Source organism: Mixta mediterraneensis (genome assembly GCF_030283135.1).
GTDB lineage: Bacteria > Pseudomonadota > Gammaproteobacteria > Enterobacterales > Enterobacteriaceae > Pantoea > Pantoea mediterraneensis.
The window spans coordinates 14,897-38,832 of the sequence record NZ_JASUAZ010000005.1; the positions used below are offsets into that span (position 1 = coordinate 14,897).

Annotated in this window: 24 protein-coding genes; 3 read left to right on the forward strand and 21 right to left on the reverse strand. The window is 53.0% G+C overall.

The window, feature by feature from the left end; all coding sequences use genetic code 11:
* The 12 genes from QRY16_RS05265 to pepQ all read right to left on the reverse strand — a co-directional run bounded on the left by QRY16_RS05265 (position 1) and on the right by pepQ (position 11,812).
* Positions 1-579: a phage tail protein I gene (locus QRY16_RS05265; protein WP_289775880.1), complete on the reverse strand. Its 579-nt coding sequence runs from the start codon at positions 577-579 to the stop codon at positions 1-3.
* A complete protein-coding gene (locus tag QRY16_RS05270) occupies positions 572-1,675 on the reverse strand; it encodes a baseplate assembly protein (protein WP_021544459.1) in 1,104 nt (367 codons plus the stop codon). Before QRY16_RS05270 ends, QRY16_RS05265 begins: the two co-directional genes overlap by 8 nt.
* Entirely contained in the window at positions 1,666-2,013 is a 348-nt protein-coding gene (locus QRY16_RS05275) for a GPW/gp25 family protein (protein ID WP_000859115.1), read from the reverse strand. Before QRY16_RS05275 ends, QRY16_RS05270 begins: the two co-directional genes overlap by 10 nt.
* Positions 2,014-2,067: 54 nt before the next feature.
* Positions 2,068-2,580, reverse strand: coding sequence for a phage baseplate assembly protein V (locus QRY16_RS05280; RefSeq protein ID WP_289775881.1), 513 nt, complete (start codon positions 2,578-2,580; stop codon positions 2,068-2,070).
* Positions 2,580-3,749, reverse strand: coding sequence for a phage late control D family protein (locus QRY16_RS05285; protein WP_289775882.1), 1,170 nt, complete (start codon positions 3,747-3,749; stop codon positions 2,580-2,582). The genes QRY16_RS05280 and QRY16_RS05285 overlap by 1 nt, the downstream gene beginning before the upstream one ends.
* Complete coding sequence (locus QRY16_RS05290) at positions 3,737-3,949, reverse strand: tail protein X (protein ID WP_021544461.1); 213 nt, start codon at positions 3,947-3,949, stop codon at positions 3,737-3,739. The genes QRY16_RS05285 and QRY16_RS05290 overlap by 13 nt, the downstream gene beginning before the upstream one ends.
* Positions 3,949-4,833 carry a phage tail protein gene (locus tag QRY16_RS05295; RefSeq protein WP_006687304.1) on the reverse strand — a complete coding sequence of 295 codons (885 nt, stop codon included), beginning with the start codon at positions 4,831-4,833 and terminating at the stop codon, positions 3,949-3,951. Before QRY16_RS05295 ends, QRY16_RS05290 begins: the two co-directional genes overlap by 1 nt.
* Positions 4,833-7,271, reverse strand: coding sequence for a phage tail tape measure protein (locus tag QRY16_RS05300; RefSeq protein ID WP_289775959.1), 2,439 nt, complete (start codon positions 7,269-7,271; stop codon positions 4,833-4,835). Before QRY16_RS05300 ends, QRY16_RS05295 begins: the two co-directional genes overlap by 1 nt.
* 552 nt (positions 7,272-7,823) lie before the next feature.
* A complete protein-coding gene (gene hemG / locus QRY16_RS05305; RefSeq protein WP_289775883.1) occupies positions 7,824-8,360 on the reverse strand; it encodes a menaquinone-dependent protoporphyrinogen IX dehydrogenase in 537 nt (178 codons plus the stop codon).
* Positions 8,361-8,379: 19 nt separating this feature from the next.
* Positions 8,380-9,831, reverse strand: a complete 1,452-nt coding sequence (trkH, locus tag QRY16_RS05310; RefSeq protein WP_289775884.1) for a Trk system potassium transporter TrkH — start codon at positions 9,829-9,831, stop codon at positions 8,380-8,382.
* Between the two features lie 32 nt (positions 9,832-9,863).
* Positions 9,864-10,481, reverse strand: a complete 618-nt coding sequence (locus QRY16_RS05315) for an IMPACT family protein (protein WP_289775885.1) — start codon at positions 10,479-10,481, stop codon at positions 9,864-9,866.
* Positions 10,481-11,812 carry a Xaa-Pro dipeptidase gene (pepQ, locus tag QRY16_RS05320; protein WP_289775886.1) on the reverse strand — a complete coding sequence of 444 codons (1,332 nt, stop codon included), beginning with the start codon at positions 11,810-11,812 and terminating at the stop codon, positions 10,481-10,483. The genes QRY16_RS05315 and pepQ overlap by 1 nt, the downstream gene beginning before the upstream one ends.
* 186 nt (positions 11,813-11,998) lie before the next feature.
* Between pepQ and fadB the strand changes: the two genes are divergently transcribed.
* Both fadB and fadA read left to right on the forward strand, forming a co-directional pair.
* Positions 11,999-14,182 (forward strand): fatty acid oxidation complex subunit alpha FadB, encoded by a 2,184-nt coding sequence (fadB, locus tag QRY16_RS05325; RefSeq protein WP_289775887.1) that lies wholly within the window; start codon positions 11,999-12,001, stop codon positions 14,180-14,182.
* 10 nt (positions 14,183-14,192) lie between these two features.
* Positions 14,193-15,356, forward strand: a complete 1,164-nt coding sequence (gene fadA / locus QRY16_RS05330) for an acetyl-CoA C-acyltransferase FadA (RefSeq protein ID WP_289775888.1) — start codon at positions 14,193-14,195, stop codon at positions 15,354-15,356.
* Between the two features lie 72 nt (positions 15,357-15,428).
* Here fadA and fre read toward each other — a convergent pair whose 3' ends face one another.
* From fre to pepE, 3 genes are all read right to left on the reverse strand, one after another.
* Positions 15,429-16,130, reverse strand: a complete 702-nt coding sequence (fre, locus tag QRY16_RS05335) for an NAD(P)H-flavin reductase (RefSeq protein ID WP_193405753.1) — start codon at positions 16,128-16,130, stop codon at positions 15,429-15,431.
* A gap of 41 nt (positions 16,131-16,171) precedes the next feature.
* Complete coding sequence (gene ubiD / locus QRY16_RS05340; RefSeq protein ID WP_193405752.1) at positions 16,172-17,656, reverse strand: 4-hydroxy-3-polyprenylbenzoate decarboxylase; 1,485 nt, start codon at positions 17,654-17,656, stop codon at positions 16,172-16,174.
* Positions 17,657-17,736: 80 nt separating this feature from the next.
* Positions 17,737-18,462 (reverse strand): dipeptidase PepE, encoded by a 726-nt coding sequence (gene pepE, locus QRY16_RS05345; protein ID WP_289775889.1) that lies wholly within the window; start codon positions 18,460-18,462, stop codon positions 17,737-17,739.
* Between the two features lie 208 nt (positions 18,463-18,670).
* Here pepE and rfaH point away from each other — a divergent pair, with 208 nt between their 5' ends.
* Positions 18,671-19,159 (forward strand): transcription/translation regulatory transformer protein RfaH, encoded by a 489-nt coding sequence (rfaH, locus tag QRY16_RS05350; RefSeq protein ID WP_289775890.1) that lies wholly within the window; start codon positions 18,671-18,673, stop codon positions 19,157-19,159.
* Here the strand turns inward: rfaH and tatD are convergent.
* The 6 genes from tatD to ubiJ all read right to left on the reverse strand — a co-directional run bounded on the left by tatD (position 19,156) and on the right by ubiJ (position 23,930).
* A complete protein-coding gene (gene tatD / locus QRY16_RS05355) occupies positions 19,156-19,938 on the reverse strand; it encodes a 3'-5' ssDNA/RNA exonuclease TatD (RefSeq protein ID WP_289775891.1) in 783 nt (260 codons plus the stop codon). The two genes, rfaH and tatD, sit on opposite strands and share 4 nt — an antisense overlap.
* 104 nt (positions 19,939-20,042) lie before the next feature.
* Positions 20,043-20,801 carry a Sec-independent protein translocase subunit TatC gene (gene tatC, locus QRY16_RS05360; protein WP_193405749.1) on the reverse strand — a complete coding sequence of 253 codons (759 nt, stop codon included), beginning with the start codon at positions 20,799-20,801 and terminating at the stop codon, positions 20,043-20,045.
* The gene (tatB, locus tag QRY16_RS05365; protein WP_289775892.1) at positions 20,801-21,322 is read right to left on the reverse strand and encodes a Sec-independent protein translocase protein TatB; all 522 of its coding nucleotides are present in this window, start codon (positions 21,320-21,322) and stop codon (positions 20,801-20,803) included. Before tatB ends, tatC begins: the two co-directional genes overlap by 1 nt.
* Before the next feature lie 3 nt (positions 21,323-21,325).
* Positions 21,326-21,580, reverse strand: a complete 255-nt coding sequence (tatA, locus tag QRY16_RS05370; RefSeq protein WP_193405747.1) for a twin-arginine translocase TatA/TatE family subunit — start codon at positions 21,578-21,580, stop codon at positions 21,326-21,328.
* Positions 21,581-21,690: 110 nt separating this feature from the next.
* Positions 21,691-23,328, reverse strand: a complete 1,638-nt coding sequence (ubiB, locus tag QRY16_RS05375) for a ubiquinone biosynthesis regulatory protein kinase UbiB (RefSeq protein WP_289775893.1) — start codon at positions 23,326-23,328, stop codon at positions 21,691-21,693.
* Positions 23,325-23,930: a ubiquinone biosynthesis protein UbiJ gene (gene ubiJ / locus QRY16_RS05380; RefSeq protein ID WP_289775894.1), complete on the reverse strand. Its 606-nt coding sequence runs from the start codon at positions 23,928-23,930 to the stop codon at positions 23,325-23,327. The genes ubiB and ubiJ overlap by 4 nt, the downstream gene beginning before the upstream one ends.
* Positions 23,931-23,936 lie beyond the last annotated feature (6 nt).

The window sequence follows — 23,936 nt, forward strand, 5'->3', positions numbered from 1 at the left end:
TTAACTGCTCCCGTGGTTATAGCTACCGTCATAGTTGATGGTGTTGTTGTAGCGAATGGCGACAGACTGATACTCAAGGCTCGCCAGATGGCAGCGGGCCGGAGCAAAGGCAGCGAGCGTCTGGCGTAACAGCGCCGCCTGATCGTTAGTAATGGGCTGCTGAAGGATGAAGCGATAGACCGCCCAGGCTTCCGCATCGCCATGGACGAAAAGCCCGTTGTACGTGTGTTTGCCGTCGTAGCCAATCTGGCTAGTGCCTTCAATCAGATCCACTTCGCCGAAGCCGAAACGGCGGATAATTTCCCGGATTGACCACGGCGTCCCTTTATAGTGGTGCAGCTCGATAGCAGATTTGATAAGCATGCGGCGTACATCGTCCGATTCCGCCAGCTCCCAGCCATCGCCAAACAGCGAGAACTGCTCGCCCAGCCATGGCAGCGCGGAACTGTCGACGATATCGACGAGATAGACCATCAGTACGCTCAGGTCGATGTTATCCAGCCGCCCGGCCAGTTTTCCCAGCGTTCTGAGGCTGATATCACCCTCAAGCGGCGGCGGGAGTTGTAGCGGCTCAGCCATCGGACACCCCGGTCATGTTAAGAGTGATCGCCGTGCAGTTTGCCCATTCGTTTTCTGCCACCACCCGCAGTGGCGGTGTCACCAGTTCAACCTGGTACACCCCGGAGACGGACAACACACTGATAATCTGGCTGGGAACAATATCGCGCCCCAGCGTGGCGGTACGTGATGCCACCCAGTTCTGTATGGCGCTGTTGGCGTTGTCCTTTACCGAGTTGGCATCCTGGTCGCGGTAGATCGTGATATTGGCTTCAATGGTGTAATCCACCTGCAGAGGTGTTTTAGCCCGCACGGTATCAGTAAGTGGCCTGACTTTTTCGTCAGAACAGAAACTCTCTACCAGCGTGAGGATGCTGTCGTCCGGCAGGCCGGTACTGAGCAGCGGATACAGCTCTACGGTACCGGGGACCGGGGAAAGCACGGCAACATCGACAATGTTGGGATGGGCCTGCATGGCATGAAAGCGGTATGCCATACGGCTTCCGGCGTTGGTGAATGACTCCGGGGCCAGTTTGATACGCTCGCGGAGCCTGTCATTGTCTTCCTGCTCAGAACCGCCAGAACTGGCCGCCAGATTGGTCACCTGCAGGTCGACGTTATCAATCTCATCGAGCAACTGACTGACCTGCGCAGGCTGCCAGCCGTTGCCTGCGGCTCCCGGCTCGGTACAGGTGGCCGTGGCATTGACAAGCAGCAATCCGGCTTTCAGCACTACGTCCGTATCGGTTGCAAAAATAATGCTGTCGGAAGCGCTGACGCGGGTACCTGCCGGAATCAGCACATCAATGGCCAGTTCCTCATCCACGGAGAACTGGAGCGTGGTGGTGGCAGGCTGCGCGGCCAGTCGGTATACACCAACCAGTTCACCGAGGTAATCAATCATCGGCTCACGGGCAAAGGCGACCAGATTCTGTTTGGCCGCTTCCTGCGCCGCCACCCTGACCAGCATTTCGCGGTATGCCCACAGGTCAATCAACAGGCGCTCAGCCTGAGCGGGGTATAGCGTCTTGCCAGTTGCGGCTTCGTACTGTGCAATCATTTCAGCCGTGATTTTGTCAGCATCACGTTCAATAAAATCGGGTTCTGTCAGCGCCATAGCAACTCCTGAGTCCGGGGTTGTCCGTCAGAGCCTTTCCAGCTCACCCGGAGCGTAAGATGTTCGCCGTCGACGGCGGGTTTAACCGACATAAGCTGGCAGCGAGGCTCCCAGCGGCGAATGGCATCGACGGATTCGCGCACCACATGCGGAATAGCCCGGTCAATAGGCCAGTCGATATAAAGGTGCAGATTGCTGCCGAACTCCGGGCGATGCGGGTCGCTGCCGCGAGGAGTACGCAGGATGATTTGAATGGCCTGCCAGATATCATCCAGCCCCCGGACGATTTCGCCAGGGGCCTGCAGAGCCGGTTGCCAGAATACTGAGGTTGTTTTCATGGGGGCAGTATTGCCCCTGTGCGGGAACGCCGATATTAAAGGCGTTTAAGAAGGTCAGTGGGAATGGTGATTAGAGTTCGGGCCGTCAGAGAGCATGCTGCCTGTCGAGTGGGCATTGCCGTTGATTTCAAGGTTGCCGTTCACCGTGGTGGTGTCAGCGGTCAAATCAATGGTTTTCCCCTTCAGGCTGATACCCACTGCAACCTCGATCACCACATGCTCGATACCACCTTTGACCGTCAGCGTATGGGTCGCACGGTTATAGCTGAACTCTGCGCCATCCGCGTATTTCGTGCCCCGGACATTTTTGTCGCTGAACGGCGGTTTATCGACTTCTGAGTACACCGCGCCCAGAATGACACCATCCTCGCCGTTGACATCGAGCAGCACTTCAACCTGCTCCCCCACGTCAGGGAGCCAGTAATCCTTGTTATCCTGGGTATTGCGCTGCAGCACGTTAAGCCAGTTAGTGCGCAGGTTATCGCATTCCGGCAGACGAACGCGGGCCTGAACCTTGTCGGCATCGACGGCGCTGACCGTACCGACCTGACGAGTGACGCCTGTCATTATTTTTTCTCCTTTATTACCGTGGACGTGCTGCCGTCCGGTTTATAGACGGTCAGCGTCTGGGTTTTTCCGGTCTTTTTACCTTTCTTCGCTTTGCCCTGCGTAACCGGCCCTCGTGCCACTTCCAGTTCGGTGATGTAGCCGCTGTTACGGTCAAACGCATGGCGGGCAGTAGTTATCAGCCATGGCCCGGATAACTGACCAAAACCCACCAGTTCAATTTTGTTGCCTGCAGTCAACTGAGGCATCCCCATCAGCGTCAGCGAGCCGTTCTGCTGGTATTCGTTATGCCTGGCCAGCGCCGAATCTGCTTTAATCCGGGCGCTGTCCGGATCACTGACGCGGCTGTTGACCTTCAGTGAGTCGGCACTGGTGACCTTACCGCCTTTGGTTTGTTTGTCGCTTTCGCTGGTACCGCCATCAGCTTCATAAACGATCAGCTTTTTATCGCTGCTCTTCTGGTGTTTTACCTTCGCGGATTTGTAGACGCGGTTGATGGTGTCACGCAGGGAAAAGCTGGCCACATCCTGCGGCTTTAACTGCCTGATCGGCTCCTGACCGCGTAACGTGGCAAGATGAGAAAAAACCAGCTGGTCGCTGACCACTTTCACGGCATAACCATACTCGCTGGCCAGTCGGCGCAGGAAGCCCACGTCCGTTTCAGCATACTGGGTCACCCGGTCAATTTTGATGGACTCAATACTGCCAACCAGCTTCAGCTGATGCTTTTTGGCAATCCGTCCGGCGATGGCCGCCAGCGTGGTGCTCTCGAAACCACGACTGGATTTTGTCCGCAGGGCGTTGTTGACCGACGTGGCCACGCCCCGGATAGCGACAACGGACGCGGGCGAACTCACCTCGATCTCGTCTATAGAGAACGTACCGCAGGACAGCAGCTTCTCGCCCTGATAACCCATTTTCAGCGTCAGCGTGTCACCCTTGCCCGGATACCACTTATCCAGCCAGCGGCCATCGGTGTCGTCCAGTTCCACCTCAATGGTATCGGACTCGCTTTTGATGTTATCGCTGTAGGTTACGCGGGTGACATAGGGGGCGATATCGGTGGTGATGTTCTTCTGCAGATACCATAGCGTGAACACCGGACTCAGAACATCGCTGACGCCGGTTAACGCTGATGCGGCTTGTGCAGGGCTGTTTATCTCAGCCATGGGGCAATATCCTCTTCTGTACTGGCTTCTTCAGCCTCGATAACCGGAATCAGTAACAACAGCCCGGAGGGCAGCACCGGCGTGATGGCCACGTGTGGATTGGCGGCAATTATCCGGGGATAGCCCAGCGGGTCGCCGTAGTACTGCCATGCGAGAGAGTCCCAGCGCTCTCCGTCACGGGTGACATGTTCAAGAAACATCACACACTCCTCGCCAGAATTTTGGCTGCCATGGTGCTTAACCCCGGCGACATACGGGTGAAGGTGGTGCTGGCGGAGTTAAGCTGCCCGGAAACGGCATCCAGCGCCGCTGCGATATTGCTGCCGTCCACGCCGCTCAGTGAAGACTGTGCCTGTTGTACATACGTGGCCGCATCACTGGTGGCTCTGGCCAGACTGATGGCATCAGGCATGGATTCAGAAAGCGCATTAAATGCCGGAACGCTTTGACCCAACGCCCCGGACACGTTGCCCAGCCCGCTCATCAACCCCGGTACGCGGGTCAGTGCAACGGCGGGGTTATCCTTCATTTTCTGCGCCACCCGAACGGCACTGATGGTGGTCTGGAGAACAGACTGCGCCTGTTTGGCGTAGTTGACGCCGTCGCGGACGTACTGCGCTACCCCGGAAGGTGAAGGAACGGCACCGGAGACCGCCCCGACGCCGGGAACCTGCGTGCGTATTGCGGGTGGCTGTAGCGGGTTTTTCGGGTCGCCGATGTACTCCCGGAGAGACGCGGTGGCATTGACGGCCAGCACGTTGCCGGTGCTGTCGGTCTGCTCGCTGGTCGCAGTAACATCGGTAATCACGAACCAGCCGCGATAGTCACCGTTGCCGAAGACCAGCGCCAGCGCTTGATGGGCCTTCATGGCCGTTCGCAGTCTCGCCAGCTCCACGTCGGGCACACAATAGTGCTGATGGAAGACCAGGCTTATCTGGATTTCGTCCAGCTTATCGCCAACGAACTGCAGGCCGGGCTTACCCTCGATACGGGGATGCTCCGCATAATCGACGCCGAACGTGACCTCGAAGCCGTCCCAGTAGGTAATCAGTTCAAACTCAATATCACCCAATACTGCAAACATCAGCTGTACCTCCTGCGTTGTTGCTGAGCCAGCAGACGCTCCAGCATTTTCTCCAGCTCATGCAGGCTCATATTCAGTGCGCCGGTCAACCCGTCAGGCGCTGCGGTTTCTTTGCCATTGAGGAAAAACTGAGGATTAAAGCTGACCTGGATACCGCCAGATGTTCCGCTGCCAGTTGCAGCTGCGCCACGACCTGAATATCCCGCCGCCATGATTTCCGGCGACGGGATACGGGGAACATCCGGTGTCATTTCAGTGGCCAGACGCTGCCCGGCCAGTGCAGCAAGTGGTGTGGTGCGCTGCAGGCCGATAGCGGCCCCCTGCGCAATGTTGTCACCAAAGCCTATAAACACACGGCTCGGCGAATGAATGCCCAGCTTTTCCTTAAACCAGCCGCCAACACTGTCGCCCATGTCTGTGACGGTAGTTTTGAGCGACTCCCATTTGTTTTTGATGCCGTTTATTAACCCGTCGATAAGATGGCCACCGAAGTCGGTGAACTTCGCTGGCAGATCAACACCGAGGTATTTCAGCGCAGCCGCAAAGGCTTTATAGAGCAGACCAACCGGCGACCAGTTAATCAGCAGCTTACCAATCCCCACGACACCGCCATTAAACGCCTCTTTAATGTCAGCCCAGCGCTGTTTAAACCAGCTACTGACTGCGCCCCAGTTGCGATAAATAAGGTAAGCTGCTGCCGCGACGGCGGTGATGGCAAGACCAATGGGATTCATCAGCAGCGCCCGGCCAATCCAGAGAACGGCCCGTCCGGCGATCATAATGCCGCGAACCAGCCCACCTGACAGCACACCACCCAGTGTTCTGGCTCCTCTGGCGACGGCGCTGAAGCCGGTCACCAGCCAGCGGAGCTTACCGCCTTCACCGAGTGCAAGCGACAGTCGAAGCCAGTTGGCCCGCAGTAAAACGGCATTTTTCCAGACGTTAACAAAGGGGGAAATAAGGAGATTCAGCCCCAGCTTGAGACCGATAGTGGCCATCTTGAAAGCGAGTAATGCTCCTACAACCTTTATGGTGCCGCTGACGATTTGCGGGTTTGCCGCTATCCATTTGCCGACACTGTCCATTAAAGGAATAAAAGTCTCACCCAGTTGGATCAAGGCCGGGCGTAGTGACTCACCAATGCTGATGGCTGCCTCGTTAAAACCAATCTGAGTTCTGCGCCAACGACCTTCGAGCGTATTATTTTGTTTTGCAGCATCCTTATCCAGCGTAGACATTGCTGACGGGGTATTCATTTCCTGCTTGCTGGAAAGGTATTTATCCCAGCCCTGACGCATTGACAGTAAATGGTTAACGGTCTGAATATCAGTGAAGACTTCTGCCAGACCAAATGACTCCATTAGCTTCTGCTGGCCTTCCTGATCGCCTCTTGAGCCTGCTGCTTTCCATTGCTGTAAAAACGCCTTACCTTTACCGTCGATAAAACGGTTGGCAATCATCAGTGAGGCTTCATACTGTGAGAAGCCCTGAGCGACGTAATTCTGCATTGACCCCTGGTAATCCACCCCGGCTTTAGCATATTTCTGGATGGTATCTCCGCGCCCCATCGCCGCCAGCCAGTTTGACATATTGGTGACGGCCTCTTCCGCTGAGCCGCTGCCTTTACCAACTTCCAGACTGGCGACGATCTGGGTTATGGCATCTTTGCCGTAAATACCACGTGCAGCGAAGGCTTTGGCCATACCAGGTAACGCTTTCGCCATATCCTTCAGTTCAAACGAGCCTAGCTTAGCCCCGGTTGCCGCAATCCCAAACGCCTGCTCCAGCTCTTTCGCATCGGTAATTTTCAGCGCATCGCTAAAGGCGTAGGTCATTTTTGCGAGGTCAGTCATATCCGCTTTGGTGGCCGTGGCCGCTTTACCGAGCATCCCGGCAAATTTAGCTGCCTGCTCCGGGTTCATACCATCGGCAACTAACTGACCAACACCCTCTAGCAGCGACTCCTGGAGCTGATTGACCTGAAGGGATGCCCGACGAATGGCAGTACCGATGGCCTGTTCCTGCCTTGAATCCAGATCACCAGTGACACTGATATCCCGCAACTGCGATTCAAACGAGGCATATTGTTTGACTGAGGCCATGACCGGTGCACCCAGTGTTCTGACGATGGCATAGGTTTCTGCTCCCTGGCCATAGAGCGCCATGCGGTTAGCTTTCAGCGCGTCACTGGTGGTTGATACTGCTGACAAACGGCGCTGCTGGCGCTCAATTTGCTCCATTGTGCGGCTTACCCGCAGCAGGTCGCTGTTGAGGCGCTGCATCCGGGAAGAACCCAACTGACCATAGCGTTCTGTTGCACGGGTTAAGGCGTTTTGGCGTTCCTGCAGGCGGCGCGATGTATCGCCCAGGGAATCAAGGGCGCGTCGGGTACCGCTGACGGCTGAGCGGAAGCTGCTCCCGACAATGCCGCCAATAATGACGCCGACTGAAAATTCACTGGTCCGCCACTCGTCGGCAAAGAAGGAAAATTCTTCCCGTTACCGTCCGACTTGCATGTGTTAGGCCTGCCGCCAGCGTTCAATCTGAGCCATGATCAAACTCTTCAATTAAAAGTCTGATTTGCTGACTCCGTTCATTAAAGAACGGCGCAGCGATGCTCTGTGAATTTAACGTCGTAATGAATTACGTGTTCACTCAGCAGAGACTTGATATTTTTTACGTCCGGAGACGCTGATATCAATCCTGCGAGTGTCCACACAGATTGTCTGATAAATTGTTAAAGAGCAGTGCGTACAGCGACTTAACCGGCTGTCGCGAGGTGGCGTATATTACGCTTTCCTCCTGCAGAGTCAACTTCTTTCTGAGAAATTTTTCTCCGGCGGCTCAGTCTCCCGAACCTGCCAGCACGTCATACCGTAAGCCGGTGTGCCGTGTCAGTGGAGGCGCATTATAGGGAATTCTTACGGGCTGACAAGGCTTTATTGCAAAAAAATTATCGTTCGATTTAATTTTCAACAAATCGCTTTTTTTCAAGCCGATTTGCCTGGTAAATGTGCGAAATCTTGCGCAAAGCGCGCTACTTGTTTCCAGTCGGTATACTCCACTTCTTTACCTGGATCAGTTTCACCGCCAGTCATACGCATAATAAGCTGGATCATGATGCGATCGAACCAGCGATAACGCGGATAACGCAATGCGCCAGCAAACACTGCACAACAATCCGGTTGCCACGGCGACTGCTGAAGAAACTTAGCGGTATAAGCATTTGTCTCAGGCGTACGCTTCTCAGGTTTACGTGCTGTCAGATTAACCGAGAAAAAGCCGCTAACACGCTGTTGCAGCTCACGCAGATGATATTTTATAAATTCCATGACCGCAGGATGGAAATGACCATAGCGAATTGAGGCACCAATCAGCACGCGGTCATACGCAGACCAGTTAATGTTTTTGGCGTCTAAAATATTCAGCACATCACATCTCTGCTTCCCTTCTATTTCCGCTGCAATAGAAAAGGCAATCTGTTGTGTTTGTCCATCGCGGCTGGAAAAAAGAATCAGCGCCTTCATGATTAGCAACCTTATTTCATTACTCACGCCAGAAAGTCGGCGTAAACAGTACTAGCAGGGTAAACACCTCAAGGCGACCAAACAGCATAGTGGAGATCAGAATCCATTTAGCCACGTCATTCATTGAAGTAAAATTATCAGCCACCACGCCCAACCCTGGGCCAAGATTATTTAGCGTTGCTGCAACGGCGGCAAATGCTGAGAAGTCGTCCACACCTGTAGCGATAATGGCCAGCATGCTAACAAGAAACACCAGGGCATAAGCAGAAAAGAACCCCCAAACCGCTTCAAGGATACGTTCCGGCAATGCGCGATTGCCCAGCTTGATGGTATAAACCGCATTCGGATGAACTAAGCGCTTCAGTTCACGATTGCCTTGTTTACAGAGCAGCAGAATACGAATGACCTTCAGTCCGCCCCCGGTTGAACCCGCACATCCGCCAATAAAAGCAGAACAAAGCAGTAATACCGGCAGGAAGAGAGGCCAGTGCGCAATGCTGTCGGTGGTGAAGCCGGCGGTGGTCGCCATGGAAACAACCTGGAAGAACGCCTGATTCAGGGTTTGCCAGCCACTGCTATAGACATTATGGAACCATAACACCAGCGTACAGATCAGTATTAACGTCATCTGCACGCCAATAAACATGCGGAATTCTGGATCACGCCAGTAAACGCGAAGATTGCGTCCACTGAGCAATGAGAAGTGCAAGCCATAATTACAGCCGGAAATCAGCAGAAACACCGCCACAATGGTATTAATGGCGCCACTGTTAAAGTAACCCAGGCTGGCGTCATGAGTAGAAAAACCCCCAATAGCAATGGTCGAGAAACTATGACCGATAGCATCGAACATCGGCATACCAGCCAGCCACAGCGCCAGCGCACAGGCCACCGTCAGTAACACATAGATGAGCCATAAAGTTTTAGCGGTCTCGGCGATACGTGGACGCATTTTATTGTCTTTCAACGGACCAGGCATTTCAGCACGATAGAGCTGCATTCCGCCTACGCCCAGAATCGGCAGAATCGCCACCGCCAGGACGATGATCCCCATTCCGCCGAGCCATTGCAGCATCTGGCGATAAAACAAGATCGCTTTAGGCAACGAATCCAGTCCCACCAGCGTGGTTGCGCCGGTTGTTGTTAAGCCAGAAAACGATTCGAAAAAGGCATCGGTAACCGAAAGGTGTGGTTGCTCGGCGAAGATAAAGGGCATCGCCCCTACGCTGCCCAGCACCGTCCAGAATAGCACGACAATCAGAAAGCCTTCGCGCGGTTTCAATTCGGACTTCTGCTTGCGGTTCGGCCACCACAATAACGAACCAATCACCAGCGCCATCATAAACGTCTGGCTAAAGGCGCGACCGGCACCATCGCGATAGATCAGCGCAACCAGGCCTGGCAAGATCATCGTGACCGAAAAGAGAATCACCAGCAGACCGACAATGCGGGTAATGGCGCGAAAATGCATTCAGCCGTTCCTTTAAAAAGATGTTGAGAACACTAAGGTATAAGTGGGATAAGCGCTAATGCGCCCCGACTAAAGTCAGACAAATTTTGTCTGAATCCGTCGATTTTTCCATAAGGTAAAGCAAGCGTCAGAGAGATGCGTTCAAGATACTGGCTTTCCTCGACTCTGCCCTCAAAGCGTTGCAATAACCGTTCGATTTCGCTGAGCTGTGCATAATCGCATTGTAATGAAAACAGTTTCATCGGCACTTTTCGCGTGCGCGTTAGCTGTTTTAATCCCTGCTGAACGCCACCACCGTAGGCTTTGACCAACCCGCCGGTTCCTAGCATGATGCCGCCGTAATAGCGCACCACCACTGCGGTTATCTCACCAATATTCGCACCCGACAATTGCGCCAGCATCGGTTTGCCCGCAGTACCGGAAGGTTCGCCATCATCGGAAAAACCCAACTGCTGTGAATCATTTGGCGCACCGGCAATCCAGGCGTAGCAGTGATGTCGCGCGCCGGGATGTTCATTCTTTATCTGCTGAACAAATGCGCGCGCCGCTTCAACCCCGTCGGTATGCGCCAACACGGTAATGAAGCGGCTTTTCTTAATCGTCTCCTCGCTGACGCTCAGCGCGTCAGCGGGAATGTCGAAGGCATCCATCAGGCAAGATGCAAATCGCGCGTCATGTTTTCAATGCGATTGGCGTGTATTACTACATTGTCCTCAATACGAATACCACCAAACGGCTTTAACGCATCAACGGCTTGCCAGTTAATGTGCTGACTCAATTTCCCGGTACGCAACGGCGCAAGCAGGGATTCGATAATATAGAACCCAGGTTCAATGGTCATTACCATGCCCGGCTCCAGCACGCGGGTACAACGCAGATAAGGATATTGTGACGGGGCAGCAAGATGCGTACCGTTATCATCCTGCATAAATCCAGCTACATCATGTACCTGCAATCCCAGCGGATGGCCTAAACCGTGCGGCATAAAAGGACCGGTAATATCTTCAGCCACCAGCGCTTCTTCACTCAGCCCTTGAACCAGGTCAAATTTCAGCAACAGCCTGGCAATGCGCTGGTGCATTTGCAGATGATAATCGGTGTAACGTATGCCCGCTTTCAACGTTGCAATCAGTGCCAGCTCTTCCGTATTCATCGCGTCAACTAAACTGGCATACAGCGATCCGTTCTGCGCGGCATAGCTACGGGTTAAATCGGCAGCATAACCAAGATATTCAGCACCAGCATCAATCAGGAAGCTATGGCGTTTCGCTGGCGACTGATGATCTAACCTGGTGTAATGCAGCACCGCAGCATGTTCGTTCAAGGCGATGATGTTGCCGTAAGGGACATCCGTGTCGCGATGACCTGTCGCCGTCAAATAGGCCTGATTAATATCGAACTCGCTCAGACCGGCAAAAAATGCCTCTTTTGCCGCATGATGACCGGCGACGGCCAGTTTCTGCGCCTGTCGCATGCAGGCCAGTTCATATTCAGTTTTAATACTGCGATGATAATGTAAGAAATCGATCACCGCTTTCGGGTTCATGTTGCCCGAAGAGATACCTAGCTGAGCGGCTCGTTCAATCACCGGACCGATATAGGCCACATTATCGCGTCGGGCAGGCAACTGTTGTGCAATCTCATCAGCTTGCTTCAAACCAACCACGTCAACTGCTTCAGTCCAAAAACCATTCGGCAGCGGTTCAACGTTGTGCCAGCAATCGACCGGCGAATAGAACCATAATTTAGGTTTATTCACACCATCGATCCAGAGCCAGCAATTGGGAACCTGCGTCACAGGAACCCAGGCTTTGAACTGCGGATTCACCTTGAAGGGATAGTGATGATCATCCAGAAATACCGTCAGCAATTCGCCGGAATGGATCAGCATGGCATCAAGCTTGTTGCGCGCCAGTACCTGCTGCGCTCGTTGTTGTAACGTAGCGATATGTGCGTGATACAGGTTCTTCAGTGAATCCATTGCTGTTTCTCCAGAGTCGCGAAATCGCCGCAGTTTAGCACAGCCGTAAAACGGATGCCGCGTTCCGGACGGCTGTGATCTTGTTAGCAAATCCACAAAGAGCTGTTTGCAAAAAAATAACATCACTCCCACACTCTCGATCATCTGGTTGGACCAGATTACCTTTCGCGGTTTCAGGAGACGCACATGCTCTACCAAGGCGCAAATCTTTCACTTCGCTGGCTGGACGATGGTATTGCCGAGCTGGTTTTTGATGCAGCCGGTTCCGTAAACAAGCTTGATACACAAACGGTGGCGAGCCTGGGCGAAGCTATTTCCGTGCTGGAACAGCAGGCCGCCTTACACGGCGTATTGCTGAGTTCGGCGAAACCAACCTTTATTGTCGGCGCGGACATCACTGAATTTTTGTCTTTATTTGATGCCCCAGCCGAGAAACTCAGCCACTGGCTGCGTTTTGTGAACGGCATCTTTAATCGGTTAGAAGACTTACCCGTACCGACCATTGCCGCGATTGATGGCTATGCATTAGGTGGAGGATGCGAATGTATTCTGGCAACCGATCTGCGTGTCGCGACACCCGCCGCGCGTATTGGCTTACCAGAAACTAAATTAGGCATTATGCCTGGTTTTGGCGGTAGCGTGCGCTTGCCGCGCCTGCTCGGAGCTGACAGCGCGTTGGAAATTATCGCGGCGGGAAAAGAGATAGATGGATGCAAGGCTCTGCAGCTGGGTTTAGTGGATGCGGTAGTGGAAAGCGATAAGTTGCGGCAGGCTGCCATCACCATGCTAAAAGACGCCGCGGTTGAAGGCAGCTGGCGCAAGCGTCGTGCGCCAAAATTGCTTCCCCTGAAGCTTAGCCCGATTGAAGCGGCAATGAGTTTTACCCTCGCCAAAAGCATGGTGATGCAAGCCGCCGGCAAACATTATCCCGCACCGATTACTGCGGTTAAAACTATTGAAGCCGCCGCTGCGTTGGATCGCAATGAAGCTCTAAAACTGGAAACCGCAGCGTTTGTGCCGCTGGCACAATCCGATGAAGCCCGTGCGCTGGTCGGCATTTTCCTTAACGATCAATATGTAAAAGGACTGGCAAAAAAACGCGGCAATGAAAGCAGTGCGCCAGCGCAGGCTGCAGTACTGGGCGCGGGGATTATGGGCGGAGGTATTAGCTACCAGTCCGCGTGGAAAGGCGTGCCGGTCATCATGAAGGACATCAATTCACAGGCGCTGGCGCTCGGTATGAATGAAGCCAGCAACCTGCTGAATAAACAGCTGGAACGCGGAAAAATCGACGGTACTAAACTGGCCAGCGTGATCGCGGCTATCCAGCCAACGCTGGATTATACCGGTTTTGAACGAGCCGACGTCGTGGTGGAAGCGGTGGTTGAAAATCCGCAGGTGAAAGCGAAAGTGCTGGCCGAAACCGAATTGCATCTGCGTAAAGACGCTGTCTTAGCGTCGAACACGTCCACGATCCCCATTAGCCAACTGTCGCAGGCGCTGCAACGCCCCGAAAATTTCTGCGGGATGCATTTTTTCAATCCGGTGCCGCGTATGCCCCTGGTTGAAGTGGTGCGTGGTGAGAAAACCAGCGAAGCGACGATTAGCAAAGTCGTGGCATGGGCCAGCAAAATGGGTAAAACACCGATTGTGGTCAATGACTGCCCCGGTTTCTTTGTCAATCGTGTGCTGTTCCCCTATTTTGCCGCCTTCAGCCTGTTATTACGCGATGGTGCTGACTTCCGTCAGATAGATAACGTGATGGAGAAACAGTTTGGCTGGCCGATGGGCCCGGCCTGGCTATTAGATGTGGTTGGCCTTGATACCGCCCACCATGCGCAAAGCGTCATGGCTGAAGGTTTCCCTCAGCGTATGAAAAAAGATTATCGTGACGCCATCGACATGCTATTTGCTGCCGGACGTTACGGCCAAAAAAACGGTAAAGGGTTCTGGTGCTGGGAAAAGGATAAGAAAGGCAAAGCGAGAAAAGCGCCTGATTCAGAAGTGGATGCGCTGCTGCAACAGGTTTGCCAGCCGAAACGTGTATTCAGTGATGAAGAGATTGTTAACCGCATGATGCTGCCGATGCTGAGCGAAGTAGTACGCTGCCTGGAAGAGAATATTGTCGCCTCGCCTGCCGAAGCAGACATGGCGCTGGTTTACGGACTTGGCTTCCCACCGTTCCGTGGCGGGGCGCTGCGCTATCTCGACACGCTTGGCAATAGTAATGTCGTCGATCAGGCGAAACGCTACACCGCCCTTGGCACGCTGTATGAACTTCCCGCGCTGTTAGTGCAGAAAGCACATCAGCATGAAAGCTGGTATCCCGCCGCCAAACCAATTGACGAAGCCGTTCTTCAAGGTGTCTGAGGTGATGAACATGGAAAATGTAGTAATTATTGATGCCGTGCGCACGCCAATGGGCCGTTCAAAAGGCGGCGCATTCCGTCACGTACGCGCTGAAGATCTTTCCGCGCACCTGATGCGTGAATTGCTGAGCCGTAACCCGGCGGTAAATGCCGCCGCGCTGGATGATATTGTCTGGGGCTGCGTGCAGCAGACGCTGGAACAGGGTTTCAATATTGCACGCAATGCGGCGCTACTGGCAGAGATCCCACATTGCGTCCCGGCAACCACCGTCAACCGTCTGTGCGGTTCCTCAATGCAGGCATTACACGATGCCGCGCGCGCCATTATGGTCGGCGATGCGCACAGTTGTCTGGTCGGCGGCGTTGAACACATGGGACATGTTCCGATGAATCACGGCGTTGATTTTCATCCAGGCTTAGGCCGCACCGTGGCTAAAGCGGCGGGTATGATGGGATTAACCGCCGAAATGCTGGCACGTATGCATCATATCAGCCGTGAGCAGCAAGATGCCTTTGCCCTGCGTTCGCATCAGCGCGCCTTACACGCTACCCAGCGTGGTGATTTTCAGCGTGAGATTGTGCCAACCTATGGACATGACGCCGATGGCGTGCTGAAGCGCTATGATTTTGACGAAGTGATTCGTGAAGATACCAGTCCTGAAGGATTAGCCGCGCTTAAACCGGCGTTCGATCCGGTGAATGGAACCGTCACTGCTGGCACATCCTCTGCTTTATCAGATGGTGCCGCCGCCATGTTAGTAATGAGTGAAAGTCGCGCCCGTGAGCTCGGTCTGGCACCACGCGCACACATTAAAAGCATGGCCGTGACAGGCTGCGATCCTTCCATTATGGGTTATGGCCCGGTTCCCGCCAGCAAGCTGGCGCTGAAACGCGCCGGGCTCAGCATCAGTGATATTGACATCTTTGAACTGAACGAAGCTTTTGCCGCCCAAACGCTGCCCTGTATCAAGGACCTGGGCTTATTGGATCAGTTAGATAACAAGGTTAATTTGAACGGCGGTGCAATTGCGCTTGGGCATCCGCTGGGCTGCTCCGGTGCGCGTATCAGCACTACGCTGCTGAATATTATGGAACGACGCGATGCCCAGTTCGGCCTTGCGACAATGTGTATCGGTCTGGGCCAGGGCATCGCTACCGTATTCGAACGTCTGTAATACGTTGGGTATTAATATGGCTGTTCTTTCCCGCCTGTCAGGGGCGGGCTTTTTCTGCCTGCGATTCGCCCATCAAATAAAAGCGAAAGCATCGCCATACATTTGCGCTTCAATCGCACCACGCTCGGCACAGAACCGGTCACGGGCAATCTTCGCCATCTCAAAGCGACCAGCAATGTAGATCTCATGCTCACTCAGCGAGCTGTAATCCTGCATCACTGCCGTTAATACCGTCCCCGAACGGCCTTGCCAACCCTCTTCTGGCTGCTCAACTACCGGGATTACCGTTAGATTAGGATGCTTAACCGCCAACGCGTTCAGCTCTTCCAGATCATATAAATGCTTCAGTTCACGGCCACCCCAGTAAATGGCAATATCGCGATCCGGCTGCTGTGCCAGCGCAGTGAGCAGAATAGAACGCGCATAAGAGAAGCCGGTTCCACCAGCGATCAGAATCAGCGGTTTCGTACTGTCTTCACGCAGCCAGGCATCACCATGTGGAATATCGACGGTAATCTGGCGATCATCACGGATACGATCCATCACCGCCATCGCATACAGATTTAGATCAGAAGCCCCAATATGCAGCTCAATAATGTCTTTTTCCATCGGCGTGGATGCCAGCGAAAACGGGCGCTTATCACGTTCGTCCATCACTACCATCAAATACTGTCCCGCGCGAAAGTTAAAATCCGCTTCTGGGATCAGGCGAACGCGATACACCGTGTCGGTAATCGCTTCAACTGAAGTTACTTTACAGCTTAACGTTGTCATGCGTTCCCTCTGTCGGGTCGTCTTTATGATTGTGTTCACCGTCAGCGTTGTGGCGGCTGATCCAAAATACCTAACTCATCCCAGATGGCATCAATACGCGCGGTGACAACAGGATCTTTGACAATGGGCGTTCCCCATTCACGCTGCGTTTCACCTGGCCATTTGTTAGTCGCATCCAGTCCCATTTTCGATCCCAGGCCGGAAACCGGCGAAGCGAAATCGAGATAGTCAATGGGTGTATTCTCGACCAACACCGTATCACGTGCTGGATCCATGCGCGTGGTAATTGCCCAAATCACATCGTTCCAGTCGCGCGCATTTACGTCGTCGTCACACACAATAACAAATTTGGTGTACATGAACTGCCGCAGGAATGACCAGACGCCAAACATTACCCGTTTAGCATGGCCCGCGTACTGCTTTTTAATCGTCACTACCGCCAGGCGATACGAACAGCCTTCCGGCGGCAAATAAAAGTCAACGATCTCCGGGAACTGCTTGATAAGAATCGGTACAAGCACTTCATTCAATGCCACGCCTAATACCGCCGGTTCATCGGGCGGGCGTCCGGTATACGTTGAATGATAGATCGCCTGATGGCGCTGCGTGATATGCGTCACGGTAAACACCGGAAAACTATCTACTTCATTGTAGTAGCCGGTGTGATCGCCGTAAGGTCCTTCCGGCGCCATATCGCCGGGCTCAATGTACCCTTCCAGGACGATTTCCGCACTGGCTGGCACTTCCAGATCGCTGGAAAGGCATTTCACTACTTCGGTTTTATTGCCGCGCAGCAAACCGGCAAATGCATATTCTGATAGCGTATCCGGCACCGGCGTGACCGCACCAAGGATGGTGGCTGGATCGGCACCCAGAGCGACCGAAACGGGAAAGCGTTTGCCAGGATGCACTTTGATCCATTCCTGATAATCAAGCGCGCCACCACGATGCGAAAGCCAGCGCATGATTAAACGATTTTTCCCAATCACCTGCTGGCGATAAATACCCAGATTCTGACGCTCTTTATGCGGCCCGCGCGTAACGGTCAGTCCCCAGGTAATAAGCGGTGCCGCGTCGCCAGGCCAGCATTTCATCACTGGAATACGCGATAAGTCCACTTCGTCACCGCTAAACACTACCTCCTGACAAGGCGCATTACGCAGACGCCTGGTCGGCATGTTTAATACCTGTTTGAACTGCGGCATTTTATCGAACAAATCACGGAAGCCTTTTGGCGGTTCAGGCTCCTTTAAAAACGCCAGCAATTTACCCACTTCACGCAGTGCGCTGACTTCTTCTTGTCCCATGCCCATTGCCACACGTTTCGGCGTGCCAAACAGATTACACAGCACCGGCATGTCGTATCCTTTCGGGTTTTCGAACAGCAATGCTGGTCCACCAGCACGCAAGGTACGGTCGGCTATTTCAGTCATTTCCAGTTCGGGGTCGATCGCCTGAGTAATGCGCTTTAACTCACCACGCTGCTCAAGTAGCGCGAGGAAGTCTCTTAAATCCTGATATTTCATGCAGCTTTAGCTTTCCGGCCAGAGTGAAGCGGCCATTATAGGGCCGAACATCTCGGTGTGTTGAGGTTTATGCGGCATCCTTATTTACAGCGAAAAGGAACCAGCGGTTGCAGTGCACTGACATCGTGATACGCCTGAATCGGCTGGTTATGACGGAACACTTTGAAGTCGTCGTCCCACACGCTGAAGTAACTAAGGCGATTATCGCTCACATGCAGAAAACTGCCTTCACGCAGTGCAATCACCGATTCTGCAGGATTAATGGCGCAAAACTCCGCCAGCCGCACATCACGGGTTTCACCCCTATGCCCGCTGACGTCCGCATCACTATAGTGTGGATTGATTTGTACCGGAAAAAGACCCAGCGCAGGTAACACCACGCTACTGCGAACCGGCATATCATTGGTTGTGCGGATAGTCGGCGTCGCCACGTTACAGCCTGCGCTCCAGCCAACATAGGGTACATTGCGTTCACGAACCGCACGCTGGATCGGCATAATTAAACCTTTTTCATGCAGCATCTGGTTTAAAAGCCACGTATTACCACCGCTGACTAGAATTAATTCTGCCTGATCAACAGCTTCAGGAGGCGATGAAAATTCCTGAATGCAGCGTACAGTAATGCCCAGCGACGCACTGAGATCGGCGGCACGCTGTTGCTGATCGCCACGAATAATCGCATAGGGAATAAAGAGCGCAGACGTGATCCTGCGCTGGGCAATCATCGTATGCAGCTGCGGCTGTGCGTAATCTAACAACGGTGCATCATCCGCCAGCTTGCCATTGCTTAACAGAAACAACTCCATCAGGTGATCCTTTTCACTCCGGTAATGGACATTGAGTCTGATACAGAGGGTAGCGGGACGTCAATTTTCAATCTGCTTTTCTGAAAGCATCTCGCAAGTTAAGAAAAGTCTCGGTTTATTTTTATCAGACGCCCCTTTCCGGGTTTCGATGCGCTATAACTCTGGCAGCAGGTTTGGTATTCTTAGCGTCCATTCGATGGGAGCGGTTATGGAATCCTGGTACTTACTCTATTGCAAACGTGGGCAGCTCTTGCGCGCTAAGGAGCATCTGGAACGGCAAGAAGTGAATTGCCTCAGTCCGATGATTGCGCTGGAAAAGATTGTGCGCGGCAAACGCACCACGGTAAGTGAACCGTTGTTTCCTAATTATCTGTTCATCGAATTTGATCCAGAATCGATTCACACTACCACGATTAGCAGTACACGCGGCGTCAGCCATTTTGTACGCTTCGGCGCAACGCCCGCGACGGTGCCATCCGCTGTTATCGAAGCGCTGCAAACCGATGCGCCGCAAATCCTGTTCGATCCAGACACCCCACAAATCGGTGACGAAGTGATCATCACCGAGGGGACTTTTGAAGGGTTACGCGCTATTTTTGCTGAACCCGATGGCGAAACACGTTCCATACTGCTACTCAATTTGCTTAATAAACAGGTAATGCGCAGCGTCGATAACAAACAATTTCGCAAGCTTTAAGCCAGTTTGAACAGCGTCCGGGCATTCTGATCCACACAGGTAGCCAGATCTTCAGCATCCTCTGCGCGCCAGTTAGCGACCTGCTGAACAAGATGCGGCAGAAAGCATGGCTCATTGCGACGAGAAGGTGGACGTGGACGCATATCGCGTGGCAACAGATAGGGCGCATCCGTTTCCAGCAGCAGGCGATCAGCTGGAATCAGCGGCAACATCTCACGTAGTTCCAGCCCACGGCGCTCGTCACATACCCACCCGGTAATCCCAACCGACAAACCTAATGCCAGACAGGCTTCCAGCTCATTACGCGTGCCCGTAAAGCAATGTATCACTGCGCCAGGCAGTTTCGGTAACCACGGCTCCAGTACCGCAACAAAGCGCTCATGCGCTTCGCGACAGTGCAGGAATACCGGCATATTCAGTTCCGCCGCCAGGGCTAATTGCGCATCAAAGGCATATTCCTGTTGCTGATGTGCAGATAAATTGCGATTGAAATCCAGGCCGCATTCACCAATTGCGACGACTTCTGGCTTTTCTGCCAGGCGGCGCAATGTGCTGGCGATTTCCGTTGACCATTCGCTGGCATGATGCGGATGCACGCCCGCCGTAGACCAGCAATAGTTTGGCTGTCCGGCAGCCAAACGCTGCGCCTGCTGGCTTTCCAGCGCATTGGTGCCGGTAATTAACATGCCGGTGACGCCCGCTTCACGTGCGCGTTTAACCACCTTTTCCCGATCGGAGGCGAATTGCGTGCTGGTCAGGTTTACACCGATATCAAACATAACTCTTCCCGTTATTTATAAAAAAGTCATAAACAAAAACCGCCCACATAGGCGGTTTGGATTCAACTTTAGCCCGCCAGGGCGGGGCACTCAGAACACAAACGTCAGGATTCGGTGTTATGTTCCTCATCCTGCTGTCGGCGGCCTTTCCCCACATAGTAACGAGAAAAGAATACGCCGACTTCAAACAGGCAGTACATCGGAATAGCGAGCAAAGTTTGGGAAAAAACGTCTGGCGGTGTCAGCAGCATGCCAACGACGAAAGCTCCCACCAGAATGTAAGGCCGCTTCTTTTTCAGATCCTCTGGACTGGTAATACCGGTCCAGCACAGCAATACGATGGCTACCGGAACCTCAAACGCTACGCCAAACGCCATAAACAGCGTCATAACGAAATCAAGGTAACTGGTGATGTCGGTTGCGATAGTCACACCCTGCGGGGCCGTTTTAGCAAAAAAACCAAACGCCAGCGGGAACACGATAAAGTAGGCAAACGCCACGCCGATATAAAACAGGAAGGTGCTAGAGAACAGTAGCGGCATGACCAGCTTGCGCTCATGCCGATACAACGCCGGTGCGATAAATGCCCAAACCTGATACAGGATCACCGGCACGGCGAGAAATACCGACACAATAATGGTGAGCTTTATCGGGGTGAAAAAGGGTGATGCCACATCCGTTGCAATCATGCTGGCACCAACCGGCATCTGACTGATCAGCGGTGAAGCCACCAGATGGTAGATGTCATTAGCAAAATAAATCAGCGCCAGGAAAATCACCAACACGGCGATAATGCAGTTCAGCAGGCGCTTACGCAGCTCAATCAGATGGCTGATGAGCGGTTGAGTATCTTCAACGGCCATTATCGTTCATCACTTGCAGAAGAGGGGGTTGCTGTGCTGCGCGCGGTGCCTGAAGCCTCGTCAGGTTTCGCCACCGACGTGGCTTCATGGCTGCCGGGAACCTGTGCAGGTGCGCTGGCCTGGCCTCCGGCGGCTGCGGGCGTCACAGGATAGGAAGTCTCGGCAGGTTGCTGCTGCGGAGCGTGAATGGTATTCGCTTCATCTTCCTCTTTTTCAATATCAACGCTCTGTTGATAAGAGCGTTTCATTGAATCTGCGGTTTTACGGAGCTCTTCCATTGACTCTTTTAGCTCAGGCGACAGCGTGCCGCGACCCGCCTCTTCGACCTTTTTCAGGCTGTCCTGCAATTCCTGCAGCTTCAGCTCCTGCGCCAGCTCATTTTGCACATTGGCTGCCAGCGAACGTATCGCCCTGATCCAGCCGACTACGGTTTTCACCGCAACCGGTAAACGTTGTGGGCCAAGTACGATCAACCCAATAACGAACACCAATACCAGTTCACTAAAACCAATATCGAACACGGTTTATACCTGCTTGTCGTTCTTGGCTTCTTCTTTGTTAGCCGAGGTTTGCTGTTTATCCGCCAGCGTTTTGGCGTTGAAGTCAGCATCCTGCTCTTTCGGTTGATCCTTTTTATCGTCCTCATCGCCCATGGCTTTTTTGAAACCACGAATAGAGGAACCTAAATCCGAACCCAGATTGCGTAATTTATTCGTACCAAACAGAAGTACAACGATTACGGCAATGATGATTAATTGCCAAATACTGATACCGCCCATGAGATAGCCTCTAATATTCTGTGAAAATTATTGCGTAATGTGTCGCGGAGAACCCTTATAAATTCGGGCCAGAGCGAGCGACATTACCGCTTTTTCGGTTGAACTGACAATCAGTTTGTCTTACGCCAGCCAATTAACCAAGAGACGAAACCCGCCGCCATTAATACAGCAGGAAAGAAGTCCCAGTCCGGTCGACTCAATAAGGCCACCGTACCACTTAATAGCAGCGTGGCGCCGACGCCAAACAAATACCGCGCCTGATGATGACGGGTACGCTGCGCATTGAGATCGCCCACTAACTTATCGACACTATGCCGTAAAAGCTTATGCTGACGCATGCTGTCATAGAACAGCTCCGGCAGTTCCGGCAATTTTTCTGCCCAGAACGGTGCTTTATCTTTCACCGCCCGAATGATGGCTGGAATACCAACCTGATCTTTAATCCAATCCTCAAGAAAAGGTTTTGCCGTCTTCCACAAATCCAGTTGTGGATAGAGCTGTCGTCCGATCCCTTCTATATAGAGTAGCGTCTTTTGTAACAGCACCAGCTGCGGCTGCACTTCCATATTGAAGCGGCGCGCGGTATTAAAGAGGTTCAGCAGTACATGACCAAAGGAAATCTCGGCCAGCGGCTTTTCAAAAATGGGTTCGCAGACAGTACGAATCGCAAATTCAAAGTCTTCAACGTTCGTATCTGGCGGGACCCAGCCTGAATCAACATGTAATTCCGCGACTTTCCGGTAGTCACGATTAAAGAAAGCGATGAAATTTTCGGCTAAATAACGTTTATCTTCTTTATTGAGCGAGCCAACGATGCCGCAGTCGATACCGATATATTGCGGATCTTCAGGATGGTCATAACTGACAAAAATATTGCCCGGATGCATATCGGCATGGAAAAAGCTGTCGCGGAACACCTGGGTAAAGAAGACCTGCACGCCACGCTCGGCCAGCAGTTTCATATTTACGCCGTGTTGCTCAAGCGTCGCCACGTCTGAAATCGGAATACCGTAGATCCGCTCCATGACTAACATCGACTCGCTGCAATAATCTGAATATATTTCAGGCACATAAAGCATGCGGCTGTCTTCGAAGTTGCGGCGTAACTGAATGGCATTCGCTGCTTCGCGCAGTAAATTCAGCTCATCAATCAAGGTTTTTTCATAATCCCGCACCACTTCCAGTGGACGTAAGCGGCGTCCATCCGGCAACAAACGCGGCACCCAGCGAGCCAGACGGTAGATCAGTTTCATGTCCGCTTTGATTACTGGCAGGATGTCCGGGCGAATCACTTTGATGACAATTTTTTTACCGTTCGATTTGAGTGTTGCAGTGTGTACCTGTGCTATCGAGGCTGAAGCCAGCGGCTTGATGTCAAAATCATCAAACCAGCTTTCAATCGGAGCGCCCATCGAACGTTCAATTTGTGCTTTAGCTTTAACGCCGTCAAAAGGCGCAACGCGGTCCTGCAAAATCGCCAGCTGATCGGCAATCACCGGCGGAAACAGATCGCGACGCGTTGAGAGCATCTGACCAAACTTAATCCATACCGGGCCGAGCTGTTCCAGTGCCATGCGCAGACGCGCACCTGTCGCTGCTTCAGAATGTTTGTTAGGGATCCAAAAAATGCAGCGACGCCAAAGGCGAAGCGGAAGAGTAATGCGCATTCGGGGAATTAATTCATCAAGGCCATACGTCAAAAAAACCTTAACGATGAAGTACAAGCGGCGGATTTCACCAAAACTCATTTCGCCTCCAGCTGCGCTAAACGCGTACTGAGCGCATCAAGCGAACGTTCCATCGCGTCTATCTCCTCAGAAAACCAGGCGAGTTCTAACGCGCCGGGTGCAACGCGCCACTCTTCGGTAATCGCCTGACCTAAATAATCCTGTCGCCGTTGCACTTCACTTTTGATAAAGCGCAATGCACGCTGCACGCCCTGGCTAATACCCTGGGCGGCAATATCACCCGTCCACGGTGCCAGATATTCGGCAGGATCCAGCTCGGCCAGATCCATTAGCGCAGAAAACTGCTGGACAACCTGTAAGTCTCCTTCAACTTCCAGCTCGCCGCTACGGATCAGGCGGGTAAGCTGTTGACGGTCTCGCAATTTCGGCAGCGTTTTCAACTGGGTAATTACCGTGCAATCACTGCTGCCCCGCCAGTCACCCAATACATCCAGCTGTTGTTCGCTGAACACCAGCACCAGCGGATGGGAAAATTCATTCAGGCGCAGCGTCAGTACTTTACCGGCCAGACGTTGACGCGCCGCTTTTAGTCCGCAGTCACGATACAACACGCGGTTTAGCACGGTCTCAATACCGGCAGTGATTAAGGGCGTAAAAGTCATCACCAT

Bases quoted from the DNA above. Each gene is read 5' to 3' on its own strand.
- QRY16_RS05265 (WP_289775880.1), bottom strand. From the start codon at position 579: ATGGCTGAGCCGCTACAACTCCCGCCGCCGCTTGAGGGTGATATCAGC.
- QRY16_RS05270 (WP_021544459.1), bottom strand. From the start codon at position 1,675: ATGGCGCTGACAGAACCCGATTTTATTGAACGTGATGCTGACAAAATC.
- QRY16_RS05275 (WP_000859115.1), bottom strand. From the start codon at position 2,013: ATGAAAACAACCTCAGTATTCTGGCAACCGGCTCTGCAGGCCCCTGGC.
- QRY16_RS05280 (WP_289775881.1), bottom strand. From the start codon at position 2,580: ATGACAGGCGTCACTCGTCAGGTCGGTACGGTCAGCGCCGTCGATGCC.
- QRY16_RS05285 (WP_289775882.1), bottom strand. From the start codon at position 3,749: ATGGCTGAGATAAACAGCCCTGCACAAGCCGCATCAGCGTTAACCGGC.
- QRY16_RS05290 (WP_021544461.1), bottom strand. From the start codon at position 3,949: ATGTTTCTTGAACATGTCACCCGTGACGGAGAGCGCTGGGACTCTCTC.
- QRY16_RS05295 (WP_006687304.1), bottom strand. From the start codon at position 4,833: ATGTTTGCAGTATTGGGTGATATTGAGTTTGAACTGATTACCTACTGG.
- hemG (WP_289775883.1), bottom strand. From the start codon at position 8,360: ATGAAGGCGCTGATTCTTTTTTCCAGCCGCGATGGACAAACACAACAG.
- trkH (WP_289775884.1), bottom strand. From the start codon at position 9,831: ATGCATTTTCGCGCCATTACCCGCATTGTCGGTCTGCTGGTGATTCTC.
- QRY16_RS05315 (WP_289775885.1), bottom strand. From the start codon at position 10,481: ATGGATGCCTTCGACATTCCCGCTGACGCGCTGAGCGTCAGCGAGGAG.
- pepQ (WP_289775886.1), bottom strand. From the start codon at position 11,812: ATGGATTCACTGAAGAACCTGTATCACGCACATATCGCTACGTTACAA.
- fadB (WP_289775887.1), top strand. From the start codon at position 11,999: ATGCTCTACCAAGGCGCAAATCTTTCACTTCGCTGGCTGGACGATGGT.
- fadA (WP_289775888.1), top strand. From the start codon at position 14,193: ATGGAAAATGTAGTAATTATTGATGCCGTGCGCACGCCAATGGGCCGT.
- fre (WP_193405753.1), bottom strand. From the start codon at position 16,130: ATGACAACGTTAAGCTGTAAAGTAACTTCAGTTGAAGCGATTACCGAC.
- ubiD (WP_193405752.1), bottom strand. From the start codon at position 17,656: ATGAAATATCAGGATTTAAGAGACTTCCTCGCGCTACTTGAGCAGCGT.
- pepE (WP_289775889.1), bottom strand. From the start codon at position 18,462: ATGGAGTTGTTTCTGTTAAGCAATGGCAAGCTGGCGGATGATGCACCG.
- rfaH (WP_289775890.1), top strand. From the start codon at position 18,671: ATGGAATCCTGGTACTTACTCTATTGCAAACGTGGGCAGCTCTTGCGC.
- tatD (WP_289775891.1), bottom strand. From the start codon at position 19,938: ATGTTTGATATCGGTGTAAACCTGACCAGCACGCAATTCGCCTCCGAT.
- tatC (WP_193405749.1), bottom strand. From the start codon at position 20,801: ATGGCCGTTGAAGATACTCAACCGCTCATCAGCCATCTGATTGAGCTG.
- tatA (WP_193405747.1), bottom strand. From the start codon at position 21,580: ATGGGCGGTATCAGTATTTGGCAATTAATCATCATTGCCGTAATCGTT.
- ubiB (WP_289775893.1), bottom strand. From the start codon at position 23,328: ATGAGTTTTGGTGAAATCCGCCGCTTGTACTTCATCGTTAAGGTTTTT.
- ubiJ (WP_289775894.1), bottom strand. From the start codon at position 23,930: ATGACTTTTACGCCCTTAATCACTGCCGGTATTGAGACCGTGCTAAAC.